This is a genomic window from Alicyclobacillus sp. ALC3, from assembly GCF_028751195.1.
GTDB lineage: Bacteria > Bacillota > Bacilli > Alicyclobacillales > Alicyclobacillaceae > Alicyclobacillus_L.
This window is the reverse complement of the sequence record NZ_CP066784.1, coordinates 4,537,245-4,560,478: the sequence shown is the minus strand read 5'-3', so window position 1 is coordinate 4,560,478 and position 23,234 is coordinate 4,537,245. Positions and strand designations below refer to the sequence as shown.

The 23,234-nt window shown below is 49.9% G+C and carries 23 protein-coding genes and 4 pseudogenes; 11 read left to right on the top strand and 16 right to left on the bottom strand.

The window, feature by feature from the left end; genetic code table 11:
• Positions 1-586 precede the first annotated feature (586 nt).
• A complete protein-coding gene (locus JC200_RS21425) occupies positions 587-1,015 on the top strand; it encodes a hypothetical protein (protein WP_274433754.1) in 429 nt (142 codons plus the stop codon).
• Positions 1,016-2,137: 1,122 nt separating this feature from the next.
• On the opposite strand, the gene JC200_RS21420 is transcribed toward JC200_RS21425, so the two are convergent.
• From JC200_RS21420 to JC200_RS21410, 3 genes and pseudogenes are all read right to left on the bottom strand, one after another.
• A complete protein-coding gene (locus JC200_RS21420; RefSeq protein WP_274433753.1) occupies positions 2,138-2,575 on the bottom strand; it encodes a GGDEF domain-containing protein in 438 nt (145 codons plus the stop codon).
• A gap of 12 nt (positions 2,576-2,587) precedes the next feature.
• Complete coding sequence (locus JC200_RS21415; protein ID WP_274433752.1) at positions 2,588-3,061, bottom strand: hypothetical protein; 474 nt, start codon at positions 3,059-3,061, stop codon at positions 2,588-2,590.
• A gap of 388 nt (positions 3,062-3,449) precedes the next feature.
• A pseudogene (locus tag JC200_RS21410) lies at positions 3,450-4,644 on the bottom strand (transposase).
• A 167-nt stretch (positions 4,645-4,811) separates the two neighbouring features.
• Between JC200_RS21410 and JC200_RS21405 the strand changes: the two are divergent.
• Positions 4,812-5,525, top strand: a complete 714-nt coding sequence (locus tag JC200_RS21405; RefSeq protein WP_274433751.1) for a DUF421 domain-containing protein — start codon at positions 4,812-4,814, stop codon at positions 5,523-5,525.
• Between the two features lie 33 nt (positions 5,526-5,558).
• Here JC200_RS21405 and JC200_RS21400 read toward each other — a convergent pair whose 3' ends face one another.
• From JC200_RS21400 to JC200_RS21390, 3 genes are all read right to left on the bottom strand, one after another.
• Positions 5,559-5,885 (bottom strand): hypothetical protein, encoded by a 327-nt coding sequence (locus tag JC200_RS21400; RefSeq protein ID WP_274433749.1) that lies wholly within the window; start codon positions 5,883-5,885, stop codon positions 5,559-5,561.
• Between the two features lie 175 nt (positions 5,886-6,060).
• A complete protein-coding gene (locus JC200_RS21395; RefSeq protein WP_274433748.1) occupies positions 6,061-6,576 on the bottom strand; it encodes a CBO0543 family protein in 516 nt (171 codons plus the stop codon).
• A 152-nt stretch (positions 6,577-6,728) separates the two neighbouring features.
• A complete protein-coding gene (locus JC200_RS21390) occupies positions 6,729-7,274 on the bottom strand; it encodes a CBO0543 family protein (RefSeq protein WP_274433746.1) in 546 nt (181 codons plus the stop codon).
• 352 nt (positions 7,275-7,626) lie between these two features.
• On the opposite strand from JC200_RS21390, the gene JC200_RS21385 reads away from it, so the two are divergent.
• Entirely contained in the window at positions 7,627-8,013 is a 387-nt protein-coding gene (locus tag JC200_RS21385) for a DedA family protein (protein WP_274433745.1), read from the top strand.
• Positions 8,014-8,638: 625 nt separating this feature from the next.
• Positions 8,639-9,834: pseudogene (locus JC200_RS21380) on the top strand (transposase).
• A gap of 135 nt (positions 9,835-9,969) precedes the next feature.
• Here the strand turns inward: JC200_RS21380 and JC200_RS21375 are convergent.
• Positions 9,970-10,122: a hypothetical protein gene (locus JC200_RS21375; protein WP_274433744.1), complete on the bottom strand. Its 153-nt coding sequence runs from the start codon at positions 10,120-10,122 to the stop codon at positions 9,970-9,972.
• A 25-nt stretch (positions 10,123-10,147) separates the two neighbouring features.
• On the bottom strand, positions 10,148-10,354 hold the full coding sequence (locus JC200_RS21370) for a DUF1657 domain-containing protein (RefSeq protein WP_274433742.1): 207 nt from the start codon (positions 10,352-10,354) through the stop codon (positions 10,148-10,150).
• 442 nt (positions 10,355-10,796) lie between these two features.
• Between JC200_RS21370 and JC200_RS21365 the strand changes: the two genes are divergently transcribed.
• Positions 10,797-11,807 (top strand): PQQ-dependent sugar dehydrogenase family protein, encoded by a 1,011-nt coding sequence (locus JC200_RS21365; protein ID WP_274433741.1) that lies wholly within the window; start codon positions 10,797-10,799, stop codon positions 11,805-11,807.
• Between the two features lie 226 nt (positions 11,808-12,033).
• Entirely contained in the window at positions 12,034-12,450 is a 417-nt protein-coding gene (locus JC200_RS21360) for a hypothetical protein (protein ID WP_274433740.1), read from the top strand.
• Positions 12,451-12,593: 143 nt separating this feature from the next.
• Here the strand turns inward: JC200_RS21360 and JC200_RS21355 are convergent, their stop codons facing one another.
• Complete coding sequence (locus tag JC200_RS21355; protein WP_274433739.1) at positions 12,594-13,532, bottom strand: ABC transporter substrate-binding protein; 939 nt, start codon at positions 13,530-13,532, stop codon at positions 12,594-12,596.
• A gap of 297 nt (positions 13,533-13,829) precedes the next feature.
• Between JC200_RS21355 and JC200_RS21350 the strand changes: the two are divergent.
• A pseudogene (locus tag JC200_RS21350) lies at positions 13,830-14,978 on the top strand (MFS transporter).
• A 491-nt stretch (positions 14,979-15,469) separates the two neighbouring features.
• Here JC200_RS21350 and JC200_RS21340 read toward each other — a convergent pair.
• The 4 genes from JC200_RS21340 to JC200_RS21325 are packed head-to-tail and all read right to left on the bottom strand — an operon-like array spanning position 15,470 to position 18,514.
• On the bottom strand, positions 15,470-16,300 hold the full coding sequence (locus JC200_RS21340; protein ID WP_274433738.1) for a hypothetical protein: 831 nt from the start codon (positions 16,298-16,300) through the stop codon (positions 15,470-15,472).
• Between the two features lie 31 nt (positions 16,301-16,331).
• Complete coding sequence (locus JC200_RS21335; RefSeq protein WP_274433736.1) at positions 16,332-17,102, bottom strand: MFS transporter; 771 nt, start codon at positions 17,100-17,102, stop codon at positions 16,332-16,334.
• Positions 17,099-17,971 carry a DMT family transporter gene (locus tag JC200_RS21330; RefSeq protein ID WP_274433734.1) on the bottom strand — a complete coding sequence of 291 codons (873 nt, stop codon included), beginning with the start codon at positions 17,969-17,971 and terminating at the stop codon, positions 17,099-17,101. The genes JC200_RS21335 and JC200_RS21330 overlap by 4 nt, the downstream gene beginning before the upstream one ends.
• Before the next feature lie 15 nt (positions 17,972-17,986).
• Positions 17,987-18,514, bottom strand: coding sequence for a TetR/AcrR family transcriptional regulator (locus JC200_RS21325; RefSeq protein WP_274436624.1), 528 nt, complete (start codon positions 18,512-18,514; stop codon positions 17,987-17,989).
• A gap of 164 nt (positions 18,515-18,678) precedes the next feature.
• On the opposite strand from JC200_RS21325, the gene JC200_RS21320 reads away from it, so the two are divergent.
• The 4 genes from JC200_RS21320 (at position 18,679) to JC200_RS21305 (ending at position 20,423) form a co-directional block, all read left to right on the top strand.
• The gene (locus tag JC200_RS21320; protein ID WP_274433732.1) at positions 18,679-19,113 is read left to right on the top strand and encodes a MaoC/PaaZ C-terminal domain-containing protein; all 435 of its coding nucleotides are present in this window, start codon (positions 18,679-18,681) and stop codon (positions 19,111-19,113) included.
• 6 nt (positions 19,114-19,119) lie between these two features.
• On the top strand, positions 19,120-19,530 hold the full coding sequence (locus JC200_RS21315) for a VOC family protein (RefSeq protein WP_274433731.1): 411 nt from the start codon (positions 19,120-19,122) through the stop codon (positions 19,528-19,530).
• 122 nt (positions 19,531-19,652) lie between these two features.
• Positions 19,653-19,775, top strand: a complete 123-nt coding sequence (locus JC200_RS21310; RefSeq protein WP_274433729.1) for a TlpA family protein disulfide reductase — start codon at positions 19,653-19,655, stop codon at positions 19,773-19,775.
• Positions 19,776-19,811: 36 nt separating this feature from the next.
• A complete protein-coding gene (locus JC200_RS21305; protein WP_274433728.1) occupies positions 19,812-20,423 on the top strand; it encodes a thioredoxin family protein in 612 nt (203 codons plus the stop codon).
• Positions 20,424-20,664: 241 nt separating this feature from the next.
• Here JC200_RS21305 and JC200_RS21300 read toward each other — a convergent pair whose 3' ends face one another.
• The 3 genes and pseudogenes from JC200_RS21300 to metK form a co-directional block, all read right to left on the bottom strand.
• Positions 20,665-21,981, bottom strand: a complete 1,317-nt coding sequence (locus tag JC200_RS21300) for a chloride channel protein (protein ID WP_274433727.1) — start codon at positions 21,979-21,981, stop codon at positions 20,665-20,667.
• Positions 21,908-22,252, bottom strand: a complete 345-nt coding sequence (locus JC200_RS21295) for a chloride channel protein (protein WP_274433725.1) — start codon at positions 22,250-22,252, stop codon at positions 21,908-21,910. Before JC200_RS21295 ends, JC200_RS21300 begins: the two co-directional genes overlap by 74 nt.
• Before the next feature lie 128 nt (positions 22,253-22,380).
• Positions 22,381-23,133, bottom strand: a pseudogene (gene metK, locus JC200_RS21290) (methionine adenosyltransferase); the annotation flags it as partial.
• Between the last annotated feature and the right edge of the window lie 101 nt (positions 23,134-23,234).

The window sequence follows — 23,234 nt, the reverse complement described above, 5'->3', positions numbered from 1 at the left end:
CGCTTCAACCCACTGTCTGCCCTCCACGTTTCAGAATGAAAGTTAGAGGCTCCACAAGTGAAATCGCGTGGAAAGGTGATATGCTGACACGTGAGGGTAATGGGCACACACATGATTCTCAATGTGTAGGAGTAAACACACGGTTCAAATCGGCGACGGAGAACTAACAGAGTTTGCACGCTTCCAAAGTGCGTAAAGCCGAATGAAACTCCGGACGTACCATAAGACATGGCTATGGTTTCTAGTCAGTAACAATAGGGGATGTGCAACGGACGTCTCTAGGATGAACTGAAACAGCCGATGCACAGTTTGTCGGGCATGACTAGACATCATAAAAAGTGGGACTCGCAGACAACGTGCGAATCCCAAAAATGGGGTAAGGGTGATGCACTAACAATACCATAGACGTTGCAAAAAGTATGTCGATGCGTGACGACAGCAGCGGTTGGTCGTGATGCGATGCAAATCACCTCGAACCCCAGAACTATGTGAAGGTTATCCCAATCGGCTTGTGCATATGTTAAAATTGTCCACACATACTTGATAGAAAATTTTCGAAACACGCGATGGCGCGGGAGGGATGTGAGTGGGCAAACATCAACTTTTCAAATGGTACAGGATTGTTGGGCATCCTCAGGACGGACGAAACACAGATTTCGTCTATTACGTCGAATCCGCATCACCTCGCAACGTGATCAAGTATTACGGAAAATGGCGCAAATGTGAAACGGAAAACGGTCGCATCATTGTTCAGTTCCCCTTCCACGAGAACGGCGTCCAATTGATGCCGCCAACGTGGACTCCTGAACAGGCCGAGCCAATCGACAGTAGCGTGACCACGGTTCTTAAAGTGATACCTGCAACCCGCTACGTTTGCGAGTGCGGGAAGGAACATGCTTCTGAATGTCCATATCCGTCTATGTGGTGTAGTTGTGGGAGAAAGGCATATCCTGTTGAAAAGATTCCCTATCAGGGGTGCTTTCAACAACACAGGCATCCCTTTGAATCTCCCTGATCACTGATACTTTACCAAGTAAACCTTATCAGGGTGCAGTCAATTTTAAACTCCGAACGTCCTTAAAGTGACCGTGGCCGAAAGGGCGTTCAGGGATTCACATCCACCATGTGTGCAACTCGTAGTCAGCCTTCATTATTCAAAATTTTCTCCCGTTCGTCGTCCGATAGTTCATCGAATCCAAGCTGCTTCAGAATCCTTTGGACAACATCTATCGGCAGTTTTGCTTCCTTTAGGCGCATCAAAACATACTCTCTTGGTGATAAATCCCCCAAAACCTTACCCCATTTACTCGGTATTTGTTTGGTACCGACTTATCGTATCAGCTTTGAGTTCGACCATTTGTCGAACCGAGTCGACGCCTCGTATTTTGACCAGACTTCCGTCAACACATGCCGAACGGGCGTGTAAAACTGATACAAGGCCACATATGCAACCAAGCACGAAATGAATGTCCACGCGAGGTTCCAGCCGTTTCCGTAGCTAGCATGTCCCAGTAAAACGGCAAAGCCTTCGAGCAGTGTTGTACCTATTGAGAAAATCAGTAACAGAAGCATTGACCTTCCGAATCGCCGAATCAACACAATGCACCAGCACCCTAGAACCGGATACAAGCCCATGTTGAGCGGCAATGCAGAAAACGTCTCTATGCGCGTGTATGGGGCCAGATTCCACCATTCCAAGCCGAATCCAACAGCGTTAATCAAGAATGATACAACGGAGGCAAAAGGGGCCACTGTGAGGACTGTTATGTGAGGACTGTTAGAGGATGATTGCGATAGAGAAAGACACCAAGAAACCAAGGCAGAATGAAACCGAGCGCGATATTCAGCAGCATAGTTCCGACTGCCTTGGGGCACGAAAACTACTCTGTACTGCGAGGGTTAGGCGTACCCCCCACCGACCATTTTATGGGAATCACATAATGTGTTGCAGGTAGCCATGTGATAGTTCACACCATTGCTCTGATGAAACCCTGTCTGAAAAACTCGATGAAGGTCATTTTTCTCGCGCAACTGCCTACATTGGATACAATATACTCTCAACTCATCTGTCAAACTCATCACGTCACCGCCGTCCACTGCAATATATCTCCAGTTTACCGAGTTCTTCTCGTGAAATCTATACGCTCATATTGCCCTTTGCAAGCCGCTTACAGTCGTACAACCGTTCATCGGCTATCGCATAGCATTCCTCCAAGGAGTCGCCTTCGATTCCCCAAACGGCCCCTCCTACACTAACCGAAAGCCCGTCCGACTGTTCCTCAACTGCCCGCCGAATCCTTTCCATAGCGGCAAATGCGTCGGCCTTGTCGTACTGCATGAGCACGGCAAACTCATCTCCACCAAATCGAGCCACCAGATCACCAACTCGTACGTTCCGACTAATGATACCAGCTATTTGCCGCAGTGCATTGTCCCCCGACGGATGACCTTCGGTGTCATTAACCTGTTTCAGGTCATCCATATCGAGCAAACCAAACACAAGCTGGTTGCCGGAAGCCTCGCAATCTTGTAGTAATTGAGGGAGTCGTGCTTCTAAACCTCTGCGGTTGAACAATCCCTAAGGAGGTCACGCTGACTCGCCTCTTCGGCGATCCTTCCAGTCAGTATCAAGTCTAGGGCAAGCCGCACACGAATCCATCAGGGCTGTCCCTGTCTCTATTGTGAGCCGACCTGACGTGGGTTTGGTTCGGGCCACTATAATCGCCCCGTTCATCTGTTCCCGTGATACAAGCGGCCAGACGCCCACTTCGAGTAACCCATACCCTTTCCACGCCTCTTGTAAATCGGGTGGCATATCTTCTATAAGCAGCCACCGTTCCATGAGCGGATGTAGCAACTCCATCTGACCTAGGGCTTGGTCAACATCGGTTTGCAATCGTTTTTCATCGCTTGCAAACACGCCCCACGATGCGTACACAGTCGGAGTTTGCGGAGTTACGCCGTTTGTCAGAACTCGTTTTCGATATACAAAAAATCCAGAGTCAGCGTCAGCGTCAGCGAACCTTCGTAAATCTATGGCGGCCATTTGGAATAATTCCATGCCCCTTGTGGCCCTTGACCACTCGCGAGAGCGGTGACAGAACGCACGCAAGATATTTGCATTCACCTAAAACACCCCCACCCATCATAAAAACCTCTCCGCCAAAATGACGAAGAGGCGACTTACCTGCTGTACCTGCCCCGGAACGTCTCCCTACACGAGAAGAACGCCTAATTTGTCTCTTCGTGTCTTTTATTCGGGGTTTGTTTCTAATTTCCTCCAGAGGTCAATTGAACATTAATCACTTGATTGAGCGTTTTGCAGAATGACGATTTGAACGAAGGAAAAATCGATTTGATGGTGGCGTAACGGACATAAATTACATTTTATGTATTTAGCGCACCTTCGTGGTAGGCTCGCTATGTCGATATCTAGCGTTCATCTCGCCTCAGGCACTCTTCGTCATACTGCGTGCTACGTTCGCAGCCACCGCTGATGCCAGTAAGACAATTGCATTGATGTAAGCGTAAGCCGTAACTTTCCGGATGCCTCGCAGATGCATGTCGTTCATCGTGAAATGTTCTTTGATCCGGGAGTTGCAGGTTCAACGGATGTTCGCTCGTTATAGAGTTCCTTCCAACCTCTCGTGTTTCGGTGGGGATTTGAGTAACGCCGGACATCTTCGGCGATCTTCTTGACCACCATTCCATAATTGGAGTCCGAGCAAGTTGCAATCCCAAGTGGGCAGTCTATTTTTCCAACGGCGTGTGGGCAACGGAACTTTAATCGATCACTGTCTGCGCCCCAGTAAACCATGTCGTATCCCATCGAGCAACGAGGTGTTCCGTCCGAAGCCATCCCGGCTGGCGGCTCCTTCTCGCCTCGCTTATTCATTGCGATGATTGCCTGCGCACCGTAACTGCGAGCAGCTTCGTAGTTCTTGACCTGGTCGTATCCGGCATCCATCATGACGAACTTGAATCGCCAACCGTGTTCATGGATTTTCTTCATCAACGGTACCGCCATTTCACCGTCGTATACGTTGGCAGGCGTAACATCCAAGACAACCGGCAGTTCGCTGGCAGTATCCACGGCAAGGTGGACCTTGTACCCGAACCACGTTAGCTTGTTACCGAAGGTATCGTACTTCGCACCCCAATTGGCATCGCCGGTATGCTGACTGCGTGACTTTGGCACTTTTTCTCGTAGGCGCCAATCGCCGTGCTGTCGATTGCGATATGCTCACCATTGATGATGCCAGACTCTCTGCACTGATTGACCAGGTCAGTGAAGAGTTCCTGCGCAAGTTCCTTTTCAACCACAGCCTGGAACACCCGACTCAGTGTGGCAATTGATGGTGCCCGCTCATCCAATCGAAAGCCGCACTGATACCGAAATCTTAGGTCTCTGTCCAGCTGTTGATGGAGACGAGTGAACGTCGATATGCCTTCCAATGGAGCCGCCAGCAGAGCACGTAAAATTGCTTCTCGATTGATGGGCTTGGCGCCATGGGGTGACGCACTTTTCAATTTGTTGGCGTAGGGTTCAAGGTCGAGTGCTGTAAAGAACAGACCCAATCGCTCACTGGACTCAATTTCTAACCATTGCTCAAAGGAAAACAGGGGCTTTTGGAGAAGATACAAGTGGACTTCCCTCCTTGAGAGTTTCTTGTTTGGTCACTTGAAATCTTCTCCAAGTTGGGGTGAAGTCCTTTTTTATGCCCTCTCATCCCTTGCCCTGCAAGGGCTTATGAATCTGCAAAACGCTCGATTATATTGTCGGCATTACTATTGGGAATATTGCTGGGAGTTTGTCAATCGACAAGAATCAGAACCTAACCACAGCAATACAGGGGCTGATCGTATGGACGGTAATTCCCTTGATGCTTAACTGGATCAGCAAACAATCATACTGGTTCCGTCGATTTATCAACGGTGGGCCGACAGTTCTCATTCAGCAGGGAAAAATCCTTCAGGAGAATTTGCATCGGGAACACATGACGGTCGGCGACATGATGCAACTTTTGAGGGAAAAAAATCTGTTTAATTTGGCCCATGTGGAATTTGCTGTGCTTGAAACAAACGGAAAAGTGAGTGTGCTCAAGAAAACAGAGGATCAACCGATCACGGCAAGGATGCAAGGAACATTGGTCGTGAATGAAACGGAACCTCGTATCGTCGTGATCGACGGTGATGTGATGGAACGCACGCTAGATTATCTGGGGTATACCAAAGAATGGCTTCTTGGGGAATTGATGAAGCAGGGAGCGATGGAATTTCGTGACGTTTTCCTGGCTCAAATTGATGCCAAGGGCAGTGTATATGTTGACCTGTTTGCTGACGATATCAAACAGGCGAAGATAAAAGTACGCCCCTTAGTAGCCGCCACTTTGAAGAAAGCGCAGGCCGACATGGAAATGTTTGCTCTTCAAACGGAGGATCCAGCCGCAAAGGAAGCCTATGCCCTTGATGCGGCAGCACTCAAGGAACTTATTCAACGTACGGAGCCTTATCTTCGGGAATAGTCCGCTCCACTGATGTGACGGATTTTAAGCCATCTAAGAAGCAGGTTTACGTTTGGAAGACGACTTGCTGCGAGCTTTTGTGCTTCGCTTCCGTATCCTCGACTTTGGTGAAGAGCTATGCTTAGCGTGCATATGGCTACGACGCTTCGCCACCTTTGAAGGACGCTCAGACGCATCAGGTTGAATTGTTGCGGGCGATGCCTGAGAAACGGTGCTCTTTGAAGCAGATTTTTTCTTAAACATCATGCCACCCAGCCGCTTCATCCCTCCCCAAGCACCTCTGGCCAAGAAGTGGACATTCGGATCTCTAGCCATGCTCACGACCGTGGAGCCGAGTCGTAAAGTTTTCATGAAGTTCATGGTCTCGCCTCCAAGCCCCTCAGGGCGGATCAGGTCAAGGTGATGGGTGGGTCATTTTAAGGTCATCGGCTGACTTCCATCACAGTATGTTTGATGTCAGTTACCTGGGATAGACGATTGACCAATGGCTATTCGGTCTGGGCACACTGGCATCTCAAGGTGCCTCAGTCGATAATCATTTTGACGTGCCTATGGGAACTCGGAAGTGGAACAGAAGGAGACCTATCACAATGCCTGACATGAGCCAAGCCCAGGGAGGGTTCCGATAATGAAGGCGCAGCGTAAAAAAGGTCATTACGTTGAACAGAATCGAGTACCAAAAACTCCATCTGTTGTGATAGGTGATCAAGTGTAGTAGCCACGTGATCCACTCAACACTGGACCAAAGCCCCGCCCAAGCGAGAAAGTAGCTTGCTTGCTTCAATATGCTCTTGCCGGGAAAATGACTTAAAAACAGCAACCCTACCGCAGGATAAATCACAAAAATGACCAGCAGGTTTGTCGTAGTATGGCTCGGTAGGATGGGTGTGGGTGCATATCGCCACATTGGGTGCTCGTCTGCGAAGAGGTTGTAGAGCAAATCGCCAATGATAATAAATTGTATGGTGGAATAATACTGCCGCCAATTCCGCCGGTCTCCCCATTTCCATGCAGCCAAAAGCCAAGCCAAACTGGCAACGACGTGAAACATCTTCCCGCTCCTCTGATCTTGGAAATTGTAATACTGGTTTTGACCAATGTATCGTATTCGATTCAGCTCTAAGCAAAGGAGGTTAAAATCTCCTTGCCAGCGTATGGGTGTCATTGGTCACGCATGAAGGGGAGAAGCCTGCGGAGTGAGGGTTACCGATTTTCTACACGGAACAGTTGTTCCATAATGAGCCTCAGCACGATGGGCATGGCGATATAGATTGGGAACGAGTACACATTGCTCCAGCCGTGTTGAATGTAAACGCCAGAGTGTTTGGCAAAGGGTTCCGCTACAAAAGCCAACACGAATGCCAAGAGGATATGGCCGGCGATGAAAAGTTTCCAAGGCTTGAACACTTGATACGTCAACATGTAGGCGACCGACAGTACGCCAAAATCGACTGGCATCAAGCGGTTAAACACTGGAATCACGTTGTATCCGTATCCCCATGCCCCAAGCTCACTCCCGATATCGTCCAAGAGGGTAATCACGCATGCGCTCATAAAACCGTACAACAAAAGTTCCTTGATTCGCTTTTTATCAGCCAGCCGCCACCATAAAAGGACTGAACCAAACCACACGATGACCATCAGCCACCATTGCCATGAAAACAATTCTATGTGGAGCCAGTGTTGAATTCGCAGAGAGGTGGATCGCTTCTGATCGTAAATCAGATCATCGATGGAGAGCATTTTCATGTGAGGTCCTCTGAAATTGACATGGTGAAAATTGGTTTATGTGTAATCTCCCCATTTCGGTGAATTCCATAAACGGTTGGTGAAGTTATGCACAGGATATCCACAGAAATGTGCATAAATTGTTCCAATTTTCCGACCCATTTCAGCTACACGGCACACGTCTCCCTCGGGGCTCATCGACTGAAACTGCTGCTGTTATCTGCATGTTGGTCATCTTTGGACATACAGTTAGATCATCACTCTCCCTGACATTCATCATGCTTCGCATCGTTGTCGAGTTCTCAGTCAAGGGAGAGGTACTTGGGGAATAAAAACAAAAATCGCACGTTTGGACTACGGAGAGGGATATCCAATGCACATTGACGTTGATCTGCTCCTCCGGCAATACGGATACTTCGGCTTATTCATCGTCATGTTCCTTGAGATAGCTGGAATACCCTCTGTAGCTGAATCGGCATTGATAGCAAGCGGTATCCAGTTACATCGAGGGACGTTTTCTGTCTTTCCACTTCTTTGTTCGGTCATTGGGGGAAATGTGGTCGGCGCAACCGTTGCCTATCTCATTGGCCGATTTTTTGGCAGGCCGTTTATTGACCGATATGGTCCAAAATTCGGGATTACCGCCCGCGGAGGTTCATCTTGGCGTAACCGCTTCGCCTCAAACCCCGTTTCCCACGGACTACGTCACTCTGCCAGTGTCCAGCAGGTCACCGCCGATTCGGCTCTCTTCTCCTCGTAGCAGGAGAAGGGCAGTGCCCATCGATTCATGGGCTGCATTCCATTCATGCTCAAGTAACACGGCCGTGATTGGTGGCCAGGTGTTAGCTGGGCGTACCGTAGGTGATGTCAGCCATCCAGACCCCAGACTGACAGCAATAAAACTATTTGAGGATACGTCGATACCGTAGCGCACGGTCATCCTGTGTGTGTAACCCGGAATCGCCGACTATTCGCTTGGCTCAACCTAAACAACGTGCAGCTTTTTTGGAGCGCAGTGACGTTTCACGTGAGAGGTGGAAGCTAATGGTGACAGGGAATATGGCTCAACGGTGAAGGAACTGGCTACATCGCGGTGAGCGTCAATGCACCGGGCAGTGTGCTCCTCACACGCTCTCAAAGGCGCATTGCAAACAAGTCCGCCTGATACTTGCGAAGGCTCCATGCCAGAGACTAAGGAACATAGACAATTTTTCCAGAATGACGGATGAATCATGAGTTTTGTTATTCGCTACTTGGATTGAGCGTTTTGCAGATTCATAAGCCCTTGCAGGGCAAGGGATGAGAGGGCATAAAAAAGGACTTCACCTCAACTTGGAGAAGATTTCAAGTGACCAAACAAGAAACTCTCAAGAAGGGAAGTCCACTTGTATCTTCTCCAAAAGCCCCTGTTTTCCTTTGAGCAATGGTTAGAAATTGAGTCCAGTGAGAGATTGGGTCTGTTCTTTACAGCACTCGACCTTGAACCCTACGCCAACAAATTGAAAAGTGCGTCACCCCATGGCGCCAAGCCCATCAATCGAGAAGCAATTTTACGTGCTCTGCTGGCGGCTCCATTGGAAGGCATATCGACGTTCACTCGTCTCCATCAACAGCTGGACAGAGACCTAAGATTTCGGTATCAGTGCGGCTTTCGATTGGATGAGCGGGCACCATCAATTGCCACACTGAGTCGGGTGTTCCAGGCTGTGGTTGAAAAGGAACTTGCGCAGGAACTCTTCACTGACCTGGTCAATCAGTGCAGAGAGTCTGGCATCATCAATGGTGAGCATATCGCAATCGACAGCACGGCGATTGGCGCCTACGAGAAAAAGTGCCAAAGTCACGCAGTCAGCATACCGGCGATGCCAATTGGGGTGCGAAGTACGATACCTTCGGTAACAAGCTAACGTGGTTCGGGTACAAGGTCCACCTTGCCGTGGATACTGCCAGCGAACTGCCGGTTGTCTTGGATGTTACGCCTGCCAACGTATACGACGGTGAAATGGCGGTACCGTTGATGAAGAAAATCCATGAACACGGTTGGCGATTCAAGTTCGTCATGATGGATGCCGGATACGACCAGGTCAAGAACTACGAAGCTGCTCGCAGTTACGGTGCGCAGGCAATCATCGCAATGAATAAGCGAGGCGAGAAGGAGCCGCCAGCCGGGATGGCTTCGGACGGAACACCTCGTTGCTCGATGGGATACGACATGGTTTACTGGGGCGCAGACAGTGATCGATTAAAGTTCCGTTGCCCACACGCCGTTGGAAAAATAGACTGCCCACTTGGGATTGCAACTTGCTCGGACTCCAATTATGGAATGGTGGTCAAGAAGATCGCCGAAGATGTCCGGCGTTACTCAAATCCCCACCGAAACACGAGAGGTTGGAAGGAACTCTATAACGAGCGAACATCCGTTGAACGCTGCAACTCCCGGATCAAAGAACATCTCACGATGAACGACATGCATCTGCGAGGCATCCGGAAAGTTACGGCTTACGCGTACATCAATGCAATTGTCTTACTGGCATCAGCGGTGGCTGCGAACGTAGCACGCAGTATGACGAAGAGTGCCTGAGGCGAGATGAACGCTAGATATCGACATAGCGAGCCTACCACGAAGGTGCGCTAAATACATAAAATGTAATTTCTGTCCGTTACGCCACCATCAAATCGATTTTTCCTTCGTTCAAATCGTCATTCTGCAAAACGCTCAATCAAAAAAGGTCAAGTGTGAAATCTGCTTTTTACCGAGCAGGCGTGCGAGCAAAAGTAATGCAAAGAACGCAAACAATGCCTTGATAAGCATCTGCCATTGCATCGTGACCACTCCATTTTCAGCGGGACTTCGGGTTCTGCGTTCCATACCCGAAGTCCCCTGTTCCTATCGCTTAGAATCCTTTGTATTGAGGTTCCTCCTGCTCAATTTGTTGAATTCGGGACTCAAGTGAACTAACAAGCCCCATCGTCTGATTCGCAGCATCCGTATACATTTGTTTAGCTGACTGGTTTTGCGTTTGAAGCGCAAACTGTTCAAAACTTGCTTGAGCACTTTTTAGCGATGCCAGTGTTTGCTTGACCTGCGTTGCGACCGTCATCCGGTATGTTTCCTCCCCATTTCAGGCGTCATTGCCTGGATATATTGACAATCCTCTGTTAGGGTTCCTTCGAACTGAACCTCTATGCGTAACTGCTCATCACAACAAACATGCTCATGACAAACCTTCGCTCTTCCGATTCTGTAATCAGCCACTGTTTATCGGCTAATTATCTGGACAGAATGGGAGTGGAACTTTTGCTACGTGTCATATGCCAAATCTGAGGAGTCCCATGATATGGATCTAGCAACCACATCCGTTTCGAAAGATGCCCTCCGAAAGCTTTCTACCCCTGCTCGTTCGGTAGTGGACCCATTGGATATACTCGTCCCAGATGGATATGAGGTCGAGGTGATCATTGCCGGACTGTCTTTCCCCTGCGGTATGGGATTCACGGAGAATGGAACCTTGTGGCGGTAGTACCTGGCCGACCCGTCCCGCTATGATTCCACGCATTCTTCGACTCGATCCGTCCGGCCAGCAGCTTGAAACGTTTGCGGTCGAAACGCTGGGTGGGCCCCGAGGTGTTGCCTACCGGGACGGCTTCATCTACGTCAGCATCAAGGGCGGATATTACGCCAGTATCGTTCGATACGATATTAACACCCGTGAGCGAACCGTCATCTTCGATAAAATCCCAAGTGGCGGTTGGCATGAACCAGGAGGCCCAGTGTTCAGCCCCACCGATGGGCTGCTCTATTTCGCCCACGGTTCTGTTTCGCAAAACGGTGTTGTTTTGCCACAGGGGTTCACGGTAGATATCGTGAAGCATCCCAGGGCCCATGACATTCCCGGCCAAGACATCACCCTGACCGGCAACAATGTCTGGAGCCGGGATCCTACCATGCCTTACCCATACCTGACCGAAACCGGCCCCTTCAAACCGTTTGGGGTTCCTGCCACGAAAGGTGAAATCGTCAAGGGTGAACTCTGGTGTACCTCCGGCCTATGGCGTGCAAGACCGGATGGTACTGATATTGAGCTGCTTGCCTGGGGGCTACGTAACCCGTACGGCATGGCCTTTAGCGAGGACGGCAAACTTTACGTATCCGACAACGATTTAGAGGAAAAAGGAGAGCGTGCGGTTGCAGGCGATCCAAATCGAATTTGGCGCATCCGCAACGCCAAACAACCGCATGGAACGGTGCAAACACCCGATTGGTACGGTTTCCCGGAAATTTGTGCGGATGGCCTGCCCGTGTGGGATAAAAAGCATCTGCCCGACAAGGGTAAAGCAGCAGAACCACTGTTTGCGAATCTTCCGGAATGGGCCGGGCCGCCCGCTTATTTGGAGAGGCCGCACTCGTGCATGACCAAAATGGACTTTTGCAAGTCGGATACGTTCGGTCACCATGGCAAACTATTCGCTTGCAAATGGGGTACGTTGGCGCCACTGAACTCTCCCCGGCAGGAAGACTTGGCCACGGTTTTCGAGTCATGTGCGTCGACGTGAAAACTGGAGCGGCGGAAGTATGCATGCGCAACCGAGCCATTGGAACGGGACAAAATCGTACTCATGGTGGAATCCAACGACCGGTAGACTGCAAATTCCACCCTGACGGAAAGAGTTTTTACGTGTTTGACTTTGGTGCTGTGCGGGTGACGAAAGGGTATTTGATGTCATTCGCTCACACGGGGGTTCTTTGGAAGATTACTCGAAAGTAAAGGGAGGTCGTCAAATGAGCGAAGCAAAGTCCGCTAACCCAATTGTGATCGAGTTAGACGAGAAAAATTGGAACAAGCAGCTTGACGAGATGGCCCAGTGGCTTGGGAATGTGGTCATGACACAGGCATCGTTCCGTGAGTACGTTGAAAACACGATTGAAAAAATCACCGAACCGAATGTGAAGGCAAGACTATCCGAGATCGCCGAGGGAGCCAAAGAGCATGAGCAGAAGATCAAGGCGCTGTATCAGGTCATCGATCGAAATCCAGCGCCGGGTCGGAAATTCGCAGGCGAAGCCGTGGCCACATTGGGACAAGCGATTGCAGGAATCGAGGGAGCACTCGGTGGCGCTGCGGGGCCATGGAGAGATATCCACCGCCTTGTGTTGTCCAATTTGAACTCGATGGGCGCCTTTGCGATCACAGAGTAGCTAGGACTTGCGCTGGGCATCCCGGCCATCGTGGACATCATTTTTCCTATCGTTCACGAAAAACAAACACACACCAAATCCTACTGCAAGAGTACATGCTTGAATTGGCGCCGATGTCTATCTTGTACAACGTCCACATTTAATTAGACTCGACCTATCGTAGGGCTATGTAACAAGTCAGACAAAGGTGCAACCTTGTCCCGAAGTCGGCTCGGAACCTCAAAAATATCTGGGTGGAATAGTGCCGCCAATACCTCAATACCGTCGACAATCGTTGAAGCGCTGGGCTGCGTGAACATGTTTGCATCAGCGACATACACATGGTTGCTGGACACGGCAGTCAAATCGCCCCACCCCGGCAGGTTTGTCATTGCTGAGACCTCCTCTGCGGCCCTTGCGACATCAAACCCACATGGTGCGACAACCAGAACCTCTGGGTTGTACTGAACAACCTTTTCCCACGGAGTGACGATAGAATAACCGGACGGATTCGACAGCATGTCGACACCCCCAGCCACTGCAATCTGATATGGGATCCAGTGACCACAATTGTAGATAGGGTTCATCCACTCCATGACCATCACTCGGCGGAGCGGGGCACCATGAGCACGTAGCTCGTCAATCACCCGAGCGATACAGACTTTCAGGTCGGCGATGTACATTTTGCCTGCCTCGGGATGATTCAAAGCTTCCGCTATGCTCACCGCATTGTCGAATATGTCTTCCAAAGTTGTCGGAATAAGAGGAACAACCTTCGGAAATTGTGAAAGTGAGCCAAGTGCTCTTTCGACATACGAGGTGCCGATTTGACATACATCGCACACGGACTGTGTAAAAGCGACATCTGGTTCGACGGATTGTAAAAGTTCCATATCGACGTAGTAGAGTGATTTCCCAGTAGCCGCATACTCACTCACGATGCGATCAATCTCATCGGATGTGTAGTGATTTCCTTCTAGGACGGATCGGACAACCTTGGGCCTGTCAGATGGACACTCAAACGTCACGGCCGACAGTTCTGCCTCGAGGCCCATGTCATAAATCATCCGTGTAGCTGCGGGTACAAATGAGCAAGCTTTCATTTCGATGCCCCTCCTCCAATACCACATAAGTTTCGCTTTCACAGGCACATTCCTGATGAACCCCTTATCTTCGGTCCACTTTACAACACAATTACCTCGACAACATCGTAGGCAAAGCAAATGCTAACATTCAATGGTATTTGTCATCAAGGGGCGGGAAATTCAGATCTCAAAGACACGTACGGAGCCCCTTCGCTGCCCTGACTAGGGTACATCGGGTCGTACGGCAGTTTCGAAATTCAATTCGGAGGTAGTCAACAAGTGCAGAAGGAAACCGTTTGGTCACGCAGCTTCATTATGATATGTATCACGAACTTCTTCCTCTTTAAGACTTTTTACACGCAGGTAGCGGCACTCCCGGTATTTGTTAAGGATAAGTTCTCTAACAACGCTACTGAAATCGGGCTGGTGCTTATACTCTTCGTCGCTGGTTCGGTATTGTCCCGGTTCTTTGCTGGGCTACTTATGAGTCGACTGGGGCATAAGCGCCTGCTTCTGTTGGGCACTGCTGCTGTTTCTATTGGTAGATGTTCTATATCTGTTTAGTGACAACTACATCCTTCTATTGACACTTCGTTTCATTCATGGAATCTCGTTTGGTATCACAACCAGCACTGCGACCACCATTACCACCGACTTACGCCACCGAAGCGAATGGGTACTGGTATGGGGTACTACGGAATGTTCATGAGCCTTGCCATGGTAGTCGGCCCATTCGTGGGCTTGACGATCATACAGCATTCTCCTTTTCGTAGCCTCTTTTTACTTTGCATTGCTTGTTCGATCCTTGGGCTTTTCACTGCTGTCGCAGTAAAACATGCTCACACCACGAACATTAAGGATGAAAATGCCCGGTTTGCGTGGAATAAGCTAATTGAACCCAGGGCCATTCCGATTTTCATAACAGGATTTACCCTCGCATTGGCATACAGCGGGATCTCGGCGTTTGCCTCTGTGTACGGGCAAAATCTTGGGCTATTCCATATCACAAACTACTTTTTCGCAGTCTTTGCACTACTTGTGGTGATGCCCCGCCCCATTCTTGGACATCTGTTTGACTCTCGTGGTGAAAACACCGTCATGTACCCAGCCATCGGTTTCTTTCTGGTCGGTATTTCATTGCTCAGTCAGGTGCGTGGCGGATTTGGTTTCCTTGCGAGTGCAGCCCTCATTGGACTGGGCTATGGCGTCCTTTTCCCTGGTCTTCAAGCATTATCCGTCGCTTCGATTGCTGGTCATCGGAGGGGATTTGCCATGAGTACCTTCCTGCTCTTCTTCGATGCTGGGACCGGCTTTGGCTCTATCATTCTGGGACTGATTGCCGGACAAAGTGGTTTCCAAACTATGTACATCGTATGTGCCGTTATTGTTGTCGCCATGGCAGCCCTGTACTATCTGCTGCACCATCGGTCAAAAATTTCCTATTCCAACGGAGTACAAGTTTGAATGGGATAGACGTTTCTTGATGGCCGCCCTGTGCCATGTACCTGAGTTTCGTTGGGATCGCAGGCTGTCCGCAGACTCAACGGATACTATTACGGCGGAAAGCCTGCGCACATACGCTTGACTTAACACAAGATAAATCTTATCAGTTCATTAAACGACCCCAAGTCGGTCGTCAACGTTAAAGGACTTCTCCACACTCAGGAAAACCAACAGGACTGGACATTGCTGCGTTATGGACATATAGTAACGTATCCGGGAACCGTAAAACCCAACTAACCCAACCCGTCCATCAGGCCTCTTTCGGCGCTGCAAAGCCACCCAACCGTAGCTCCCACACTGCAACTCACTACGTACAATTGCGGCATCGATAAACATGCCATTCAATGCCCCATCAAACCGATTTGAAGGACGCATCCGCACGCAAAGTGCGACCCCCACACGTTGAGCTGTAGCGTGTCGCTCGGCGGCGGGGTTTATTCTGGATTTCGTACCTACAACTCTAGTTGCCTATTTGAAATTTGCATATTGGGCGTGAGCGACGGCTCTGTTTTTGTTGCAGTTTCCTTCTCGGGCCGTTGCCTTAATGTAGCCCCTTTACCTGATATGGCCATCGCAATCGAAAATACGAGCAGGGCGCCCGCCGCCCAAAGTGACATTGCGAAGATAAAATGGGTTGTATCCACGACTGCGTGTGTATGAAGTTCGTTCGCAATCAAGGCTAACGCCCGTTGTTTCGCTGCATGAGGGTGTAATCCATACCCTTCCAGCCGGGTAACGATGGTGTTCAACTTCTGGATGAACTGGACGTTCGTGATCGATATGTTCCACGACAACACCTCAAAGTTGGCAGTCGCCGTAGTAGATAGCGTCCAACTAAACAAAGGCGCAATCATCATGAAGATAAGTAAGCGAACAAATTGAACGGCCGTCATTGTCTTCGGGAGTTGTGACATTGGCCCTCCAAGTGCCGCACCAACCAGCCCCGAGGCCATGGTCAACCCCCCTCCCGTGCCGAGAATGACCAACCGCCAGCCAAGGGACCATAGCGTCGTCCCCTGTTCCACGGACAGCCACTGATAAGACACATACATCAGGCACAGCGAGCCAGCGATGCCGAGCACTCCCGGTCCAACCCGGTCATGGAACACCGTCATCAGTACGGCCGATAATACAACTCCCAGCAGCAAGCTGAGATAAAAGGAAGTGATGGCGCCATCGGAAAATGCTTCGACCGATCGGAGCACCACACTCAGCATTGCCAATGCTAGGATCATGGAAATGTTGCTGAGAACAGCCATCATTGTCCCAATGGATGGCTTCATTAGGAAGACGAGTCGAAATGGCACCAGGGGACTAGAGACGGACAATTCTACCCAGACCAAAAGTACGAAGAAAAGCTACAGCGATGATGGCAGGGATACTGAACTGCGGGGACCAGAGTCCCCAGCGGTCGAGATTGCCCAACGCAATGGCGAGCGACAGGCATGTTGCTACAGTGATCAGAAAACCTGATGTATCAAATACATGGTTACCTGCTGCTGCGCCATTTTGAATAGGCGGTGGGCCAAGGGCATTGGGCAAATTTCTGCCCATTAATGCACCCGCAAGAGCAAGCAGTCCCACTGCTGCAAACAGCCAGCGCCAAGCGTCTTCCATGATGGTGAGCGAGCCCAGAAACGGCCCCATAGCCACGGATCCAAAAAAGCCGGCGACCAATACCGCCAGGACACGGTTCCGACGCACGGCTGGGAACGATAGAATGAGCGCTGGAATCATCATCATAAAGACAGTTCCGGCAGCCATCCCCTCCAGGAAACGCCCTACTCCCAACCACACGATGGTGGGTGACCAACTACATATCAGTGACCCGAGCAAAAACACAATCATGGCAGGTACGTACGTACTTCTGAGTCCAATTCGCCGCATGAGAAACGGACCGATCGGAGTAAACAGCGCAAACGCCATGTTACCAAAAATGACGACCCACATCGGAGCGTACGATCCGGTTGCGAATGAGTTCTGAAACAGATCCTGCATAAACATAACCGCTACGCTGAGCATCAGGTTGGGACCAATGGCCAAAATCGTCAGCATACCGATTCCCCAGTGCCGTCGTGTTGTCATTCCGCCTGCACCTCCTTACTCTTCGGTTCAGGCCAATTGACCAGGAAAATGCCGGCGAAAATTAGGACGCCACCGACTAGTACAGGCCACCTGACGGGCTCCCCAAGAATCAGCCATCCTGACAGTACGCCAAAAAAGGGGGCCAGGAACAAAAACGCACTGGTCTTTCCCGGATCGCCGTGATGCAATAAATAAAACCAGATGGCAAACTGCACGATGGACGCCATGATGGCAAGCCAGATGAGAATTGAGACCGATGTGGTATTGAGCACCAAGTGCGGTCGCTCAATGGTAAAGCTTCCGATAAACAACAACACCCCGCCGAACAACATTTGGTACGCCGTCAGCACCCACGTATCTATCCGGCTGCCCCATTGTTTGATGAGAAGCGTGGCAATCGCCCACGACATCGCACCCAAAAGGCCAAGCCAGGTGCCAAAGTGCAGATGCAAGTGGAAGCCCAGTGTGATAAACACCCCGATAAACCCCAGAATCACGCCCTCCCACTGTACTGCCCGATATCTGGCTCCCGCAAATAGCGTGCCAAGCACGACCACCAACAAGGGATTCACGAACGTTAAGATGGACGATTCACTGGCAGTAATGGTTCGTAGACTGATGAAGATGCAGCCCATCACACCGGCGCTCTGAAACACCCCAATGATTGCGATCCGCAGCCAATCGGCCAGTGTGCGTGGGTGTCGGCGGCGAATGACAAACAGTGCCATGAGGAGGCCGGCGAACGTAAACCGGATCCCAACCAGCAACAACGGAGATACGTAGGCCAGGCCAATCTTCCCGACAGCGAACGAAGAGCCCATCAGGGCGGTGGTTGTGATCACGAGGATGCCATATAACAGTGGATTCATTGCCGATACCCCACCTTACGAAAGTGATCGAGTGTACGTCTGAACCATGCTGTCGTGAAATTCGTCGATGGAGAATGGCAACAGGTCTTGGCCGAACGTGGCAGTAAGCAAGGACACCCCTAAATATGCGCTGAAGATCTGAAGAGCCAGGCGTCTCGCCGTATCTGGCGGGGTGCCTGGTTTTGCTTGACACAGACATTGTTCAATTGGGGCCCAAATTTTCACAGGGATCTGCCTCGCCAACGCAACGATGTCCGGCGAATCTGTGCCATCCCTGTAGAAGATGCGAATTAACTCCTTGCGCTCGTCAAGTGTTTCATGCAACCTTTGAAAGAGGGTTTTCAATTGCTCATTCAATGGCAGACTGTGATCCATCGTCACGTCATCCAGCCAAGCGTCCGGCATACGTTTTGCGAGTGCGTGTCGGAATAATTCCTCCTTCGTTTTGTAACACCGATAAATCGTGAGCTCACTGACGCCAGCCTCTTTTGCAATCTTTCGTGTCGAAGTGCCTTTATACCCACTCTCCGCAAACAAAGAGATTGCCGCATTTTCAATTTTCTCTTCAGTGGTCTTCCGTGCCCTGTCGGTTCACCCCATGTGGCACAGTATACGGGTCGACAACGCCGTAAGCAAGTGCTAACATTTGAATGTGCTCGCCTCTTGACCATTCGAGAGACGAGATTATTCGACCATAGGGGGTAAAAATGTACTTTGAGGAATTTTCCGTTGGTCAGCACTTTCAGCTTAACCCCGTTGAACTGACCACAGAAGAAATCGAGGAATACGCTCGGCGATATGACCCGCAACCGATACATATCGATGCTGAATTTGCGGAAAATGGTTTGTTCAAAGGGATCATCGCCTCCGGATTTCATACATTGAGTTCAATCTGGGGCGAATGGATCCGTACGAATCGATTTGGAACAGAAATCATCGGTGGCACTGGAATGGACTTTGTACATTGGACAGCTCCAGTACGAGCGGGAGATACACTATACACAGACGTTGAAGTCATTGAGACAACGCCCTCATCCAAAGGAAACAGAGGTTTAGTTGCGCTAAAGTTTGTCGTCAAGAATCATAAGGACCAAACTGTTCTTGTGACAAAAGGACGAGCCTACCTGAAGAGCAGGGGGTGATCAGCCATGGAAAAAACGTTTGACCATTTGGGCATCGCTGTACGTAACATCGACGATGCGCTTCCCTTGTATCTGGATGTCCTCGGAGGGAAGCTAATTGATCGCTACACAAGTGACGTGACGGGCGTTGAGGTACATGTGGCTGCACTCCAGTTGGGGAGCATGCATATCGAACTGCTCGAACCAACAAGTCGAGAATCGCCAGTCGCAAGGTTTATGCGACAACAGGGGCCTGGCGTTCAACATGTTGCATACCGAGTCGATAATTTGGACCGTGCCATTGAAGAAGCGAAATCGAAAGGTATCCGCTTTTATGAAGAGACACTTCGCATAAATGCTCGTGGGCGGCGACTCATCTATATGCACCTGGCTTCAACATCAGGAACCATTATCGAACTTTGCGAATATCCCAAATGAAATTCCGCCAGGCCGCCCACCTTCACGAGTGTGATTCCAGGTGATTTTCAGCTTGCCCGGATATAGAATAAGGATGACTCAATACTAAAACCGTTGCATCGGCGAAAAAGAGGTGATCAACCATGCAGCAATTTCTTGGACAAAGACTCCCCGATATTGCCTTGACGAAGCTTGACGGTCATGAATTCCATCTTTCCGAACTGGCCGGAAAGCGGCACCTGATCTTCATGTGGGCGTCCTGGTGACGTTGCCGGGAACAGTTGCCAGGTTGGCAACAATTTTTGGAGGCTCATCGAGGCGAGGATTTCAACATCCTGTCCGTGGCCGTCGATATGCAGGGAGCTGAGGCCGTACGTCCATATGTGGAGGCTGTTACGTTCCCAACAGTCGTGGACAAGGAAAACCGGCTCGGTGCCCATTTTGGCTTTACCGTTGTACCGAACGGAATTTTCATTGACGAGCACGGGACGATTCGGCTGATTAAGCAGGGGTTTCAGGTGACCAAACCGGAACATACCGAGGCGGTCGAAGCATTGTTTCGTGGTGAGGTCGAACAGGTGGTCCTGGATGACACCTACTATGAACCGCCAAGTCCACTCACAGCAATGCAAAAGGAACTCGCAGCAACCAAGTTCCGACTGGCACTCAGCTATCAGGAGCAAGGTAAGCTTGATGATGCCCTTAAAGAACTTGATGAAGCGTTGCTTCTTAACACTGACAATTTCCTTATTCGCAAACAACGCTGGTACATTCGTTTTCCGGAGAAGTTCTCCCCCATCGATATTGAATGGCAAAAGGGACAACTTCAACGGGAACGAGAAGAAGAAGCGAAACAAGCGAACCTTGTGTGTGGACCCGAGGGGTGCGTCATCCCAGGTACGACATCGAAATGACATTGAGGCAAATGTGGCGGCCCTAGTTGTATAACTAGGACCGCCTTTTGTTGAAAGGATTGAAGACATCAAAGCACCCCTCAGTCACCAAAAGCGAGCTTTGAGGATGCCTGAGGTTATGCAGTCAAAGAGGTCAAATCTTGAGCGCTTGAAGTGCGCCAAGGACCACTGTTGGGTCTGCTCGCTTTAATCACCACTGCCTTTTAACTCAGTCTGATTAAGCTCCTTCTCAACTTGTTTGTCACTCCACGTTTTTGTATGCATGGATAATGTCAGCGCTGCCGATCACGCCAACTGCAACATCGTCTCTACAGACTATCAGGTACGTCACTCCGTACCGATTCATTTCCGCAAGAGCTTCAGCCAACGTCGCTCGCTCTTGAATACGATGTACGGTTTCCGGCAACAAATCAGAGATTGAATCCTTGCCACGGTGGTTATTCAGTCCTTCTAGCACCTTCGCACGTGCCACCGAGCCGAGCAGCACACCTTGCTCGGTACGGATCAAGGCAAACCACTCCGCCGACTGCGCAAAACGTTCCCAGGCCTCGGCAACGGTCATGACACTCACGAGTGTAAGTCGTTCCTTTGCAACTGCCTCACCAACAGAAATGGCCTTCATACGATCGGGATGCCTCAATCGAGCAATATCGAGACCTCTACGTACCAGTTTTAAGCAGTACGCCGTGTCTTTGGATAACATGCTCGTCACCGTCGCAGCCAAGACGGATGTGATCATAAGGGGAAGTATCATGTTATAGTCGCCGGTCATCTCGAACAGCATCATGATGGATGTCACGGGTGCCTGCGCACTTCCTGCGAACACCCCGGCCATCGCCATCGCAGCCATCGCACCAGGGCTGATTCCACTGTGGGGGAACAAGATGTACATAAGAACACCGATGGCCCCTCCCAGCATCGAGCCTTGGTACAGTCCGGGGGAGAAAACACCACCAGATCCGCCAGCGGCAATCGTGATCGAGGTAGCGAGGAGTTTCAAAACGAGCAAAGCTAACAGCAGCTTGAGGCCCAAGTGGTTCGACAGGGCCTGATCGACCCATTCATATCCAACGCCAAAAACCTGGGGAAACCAAATACCGATGAAGCCAACGAGACCACCGCCGAGTAGCGCCTTTGCCCAAAACGGCCATCTTCTTGCATCAAACCAATCCTCAATGCGGTACAAAACCTTGATATACACAAATCCCCAAACGCCGGAGAGTAGTCCTATAACAACGTACATCCAATAAACTGAGAAATGTCCAACATGATAAATCGGCACCGGAAAAGACGGGTGATTTCCGAGATAGATCCGACCAATGGCGGCGCTGATAACGCTTGAAATGACAATGGCTGTGAAATTTTGTAGAGCAAAGCTCCCCAGAATGACTTCCGTGGCGAACATCACTCCGCCAATAGGAGCATTAAATGTTGCTGCGATTCCAGCGCCAGCGCCGCAGGCCACCATTAAACGCAGATAGCGTTCAGGCAAGCCCAAGATACTGCTGCCCCAAGGTAGAACCGAACGCAGAGCCAATTTGAACAATGGGTCCTTCACGTCCTACCGATCCACCTGAGCCAATACAAAGCGCAGAAGCAATGGCTTTCACAATGACCACTCGTGGCCGAATGATGCTGCCCTCTTCTGCAATCGCCGCCATCACTTCAGGGACACCATGCCCTTTTGCCTCTGGAGCAAACCGTTTCACAATGATGCTAACAAGTGCAAGTCCGGTGATGGGCAAGAAAAAAACATCTGCTCTTCCTAAAACCGAAAAACTATTTTTTCCAAAACCAAAGAACAGGAAACCCAAGTTGTACTGTGCCATTCTCGCATTCCTCCTAGTAGATTTGTGCTCGACACACTTATTCTACCAAAGAGGGACGAGGTGGCACCTTTTACATTATGTCACCCAGTGCGTCCACTGAATTTACACCAATTATACGGACTCAACTCGGAGCGATCTACTTTTGTGGCGTCTTTACCGGAAAATGCGCCTCCGCCGTGATGTGCAGCCCCCCCGTAGGTATCAACAATGATTTTTCGTCCTTTCAACCCTTTATCTGCTACTGGTCCTCCAAGAACAAACCGTCCTGTTGGATTAAGCAGGTATTTAGTCCGTTCATCCAGTAAGTTCTCTGGCAATGTAGGAACAATTACGTGATGCCAAATGTCTTCCCTCAACTCCCTCAGATCGACATCAACCATATGTTGAATTGATACAATAACGGTATCTATTCTGAGTGGAACTCCGTTATCATACTCAATTGTTACTTGGGTTTCTCCATCGGGTCCGATATAAGGGATGTCCTTATCCAACCTAACCTTATCCAACCTCTGCGCTAACTTATGAGCTAATGAGATTGGTAGTGGCATATATTCGGGAGTTTCATTACAAGCAAATCCAAATACAATCCCTTGATCTCCCGCTCCAATGTTTAGTGAGCCTCCTATCAATCCGTCCTTCATTTCAAGAGCCTTGTCCACACCTTTTGCAATATCAGGGGATTGTTCATTGACGGAAATAAGTATCGAGCATGCGTCTGGATCAAGGTAAGAAATTTTATTGTACCCAATTTCCTTTAAGGTGTCACGCACTACTTTTGAAATATCCACAGTTACACTAGTCGTAATCTCGCCTGTAATAACAAAAAGTTCACCAGCGGCGACGACTTCACAAGAAACACGAGCATGGGGGTCAAGTGTTAAATAAGATATCATGAACGAGGCTCGGCTCCATGTCACAATTCCGTAGGTTAGTTGGCAATACTGGTATTTGTGAACACCAATGCCAATCAGAGCTACATTGT

Excerpts from the sequence above, each read along its gene's own strand:
- JC200_RS21295 (WP_274433725.1), bottom strand. The coding sequence starts at position 22,252 with ATGGCACAGTACAACTTGGGTTTCCTGTTCTTTGGTTTTGGAAAAAAT.
- JC200_RS21340 (WP_274433738.1), bottom strand. The coding sequence starts at position 16,300 with ATGAAGCCATCCATTGGGACAATGATGGCTGTTCTCAGCAACATTTCC.
- JC200_RS21335 (WP_274433736.1), bottom strand. The coding sequence starts at position 17,102 with ATGACAACACGACGGCACTGGGGAATCGGTATGCTGACGATTTTGGCC.
- JC200_RS21375 (WP_274433744.1), bottom strand. The coding sequence starts at position 10,122 with ATGGAACGCAGAACCCGAAGTCCCGCTGAAAATGGAGTGGTCACGATG.
- JC200_RS21330 (WP_274433734.1), bottom strand. The coding sequence starts at position 17,971 with ATGAATCCACTGTTATATGGCATCCTCGTGATCACAACCACCGCCCTG.
- JC200_RS21415 (WP_274433752.1), bottom strand. The coding sequence starts at position 3,061 with ATGGAATTATTCCAAATGGCCGCCATAGATTTACGAAGGTTCGCTGAC.
- JC200_RS21400 (WP_274433749.1), bottom strand. The coding sequence starts at position 5,885 with ATGAACTTCATGAAAACTTTACGACTCGGCTCCACGGTCGTGAGCATG.
- JC200_RS21360 (WP_274433740.1), top strand. The coding sequence starts at position 12,034 with ATGAGCGAAGCAAAGTCCGCTAACCCAATTGTGATCGAGTTAGACGAG.
- JC200_RS21385 (WP_274433745.1), top strand. The coding sequence starts at position 7,627 with ATGCACATTGACGTTGATCTGCTCCTCCGGCAATACGGATACTTCGGC.
- JC200_RS21310 (WP_274433729.1), top strand. The coding sequence starts at position 19,653 with ATGCAGCAATTTCTTGGACAAAGACTCCCCGATATTGCCTTGACGAAG.
- JC200_RS21370 (WP_274433742.1), bottom strand. The coding sequence starts at position 10,354 with ATGACGGTCGCAACGCAGGTCAAGCAAACACTGGCATCGCTAAAAAGT.
- JC200_RS21390 (WP_274433746.1), bottom strand. The coding sequence starts at position 7,274 with ATGAAAATGCTCTCCATCGATGATCTGATTTACGATCAGAAGCGATCC.
- JC200_RS21315 (WP_274433731.1), top strand. The coding sequence starts at position 19,120 with ATGGAAAAAACGTTTGACCATTTGGGCATCGCTGTACGTAACATCGAC.
- JC200_RS21320 (WP_274433732.1), top strand. The coding sequence starts at position 18,679 with ATGTACTTTGAGGAATTTTCCGTTGGTCAGCACTTTCAGCTTAACCCC.
- JC200_RS21365 (WP_274433741.1), top strand. The coding sequence starts at position 10,797 with ATGATTCCACGCATTCTTCGACTCGATCCGTCCGGCCAGCAGCTTGAA.
- JC200_RS21355 (WP_274433739.1), bottom strand. The coding sequence starts at position 13,532 with ATGAAAGCTTGCTCATTTGTACCCGCAGCTACACGGATGATTTATGAC.
- JC200_RS21395 (WP_274433748.1), bottom strand. The coding sequence starts at position 6,576 with ATGTTTCACGTCGTTGCCAGTTTGGCTTGGCTTTTGGCTGCATGGAAA.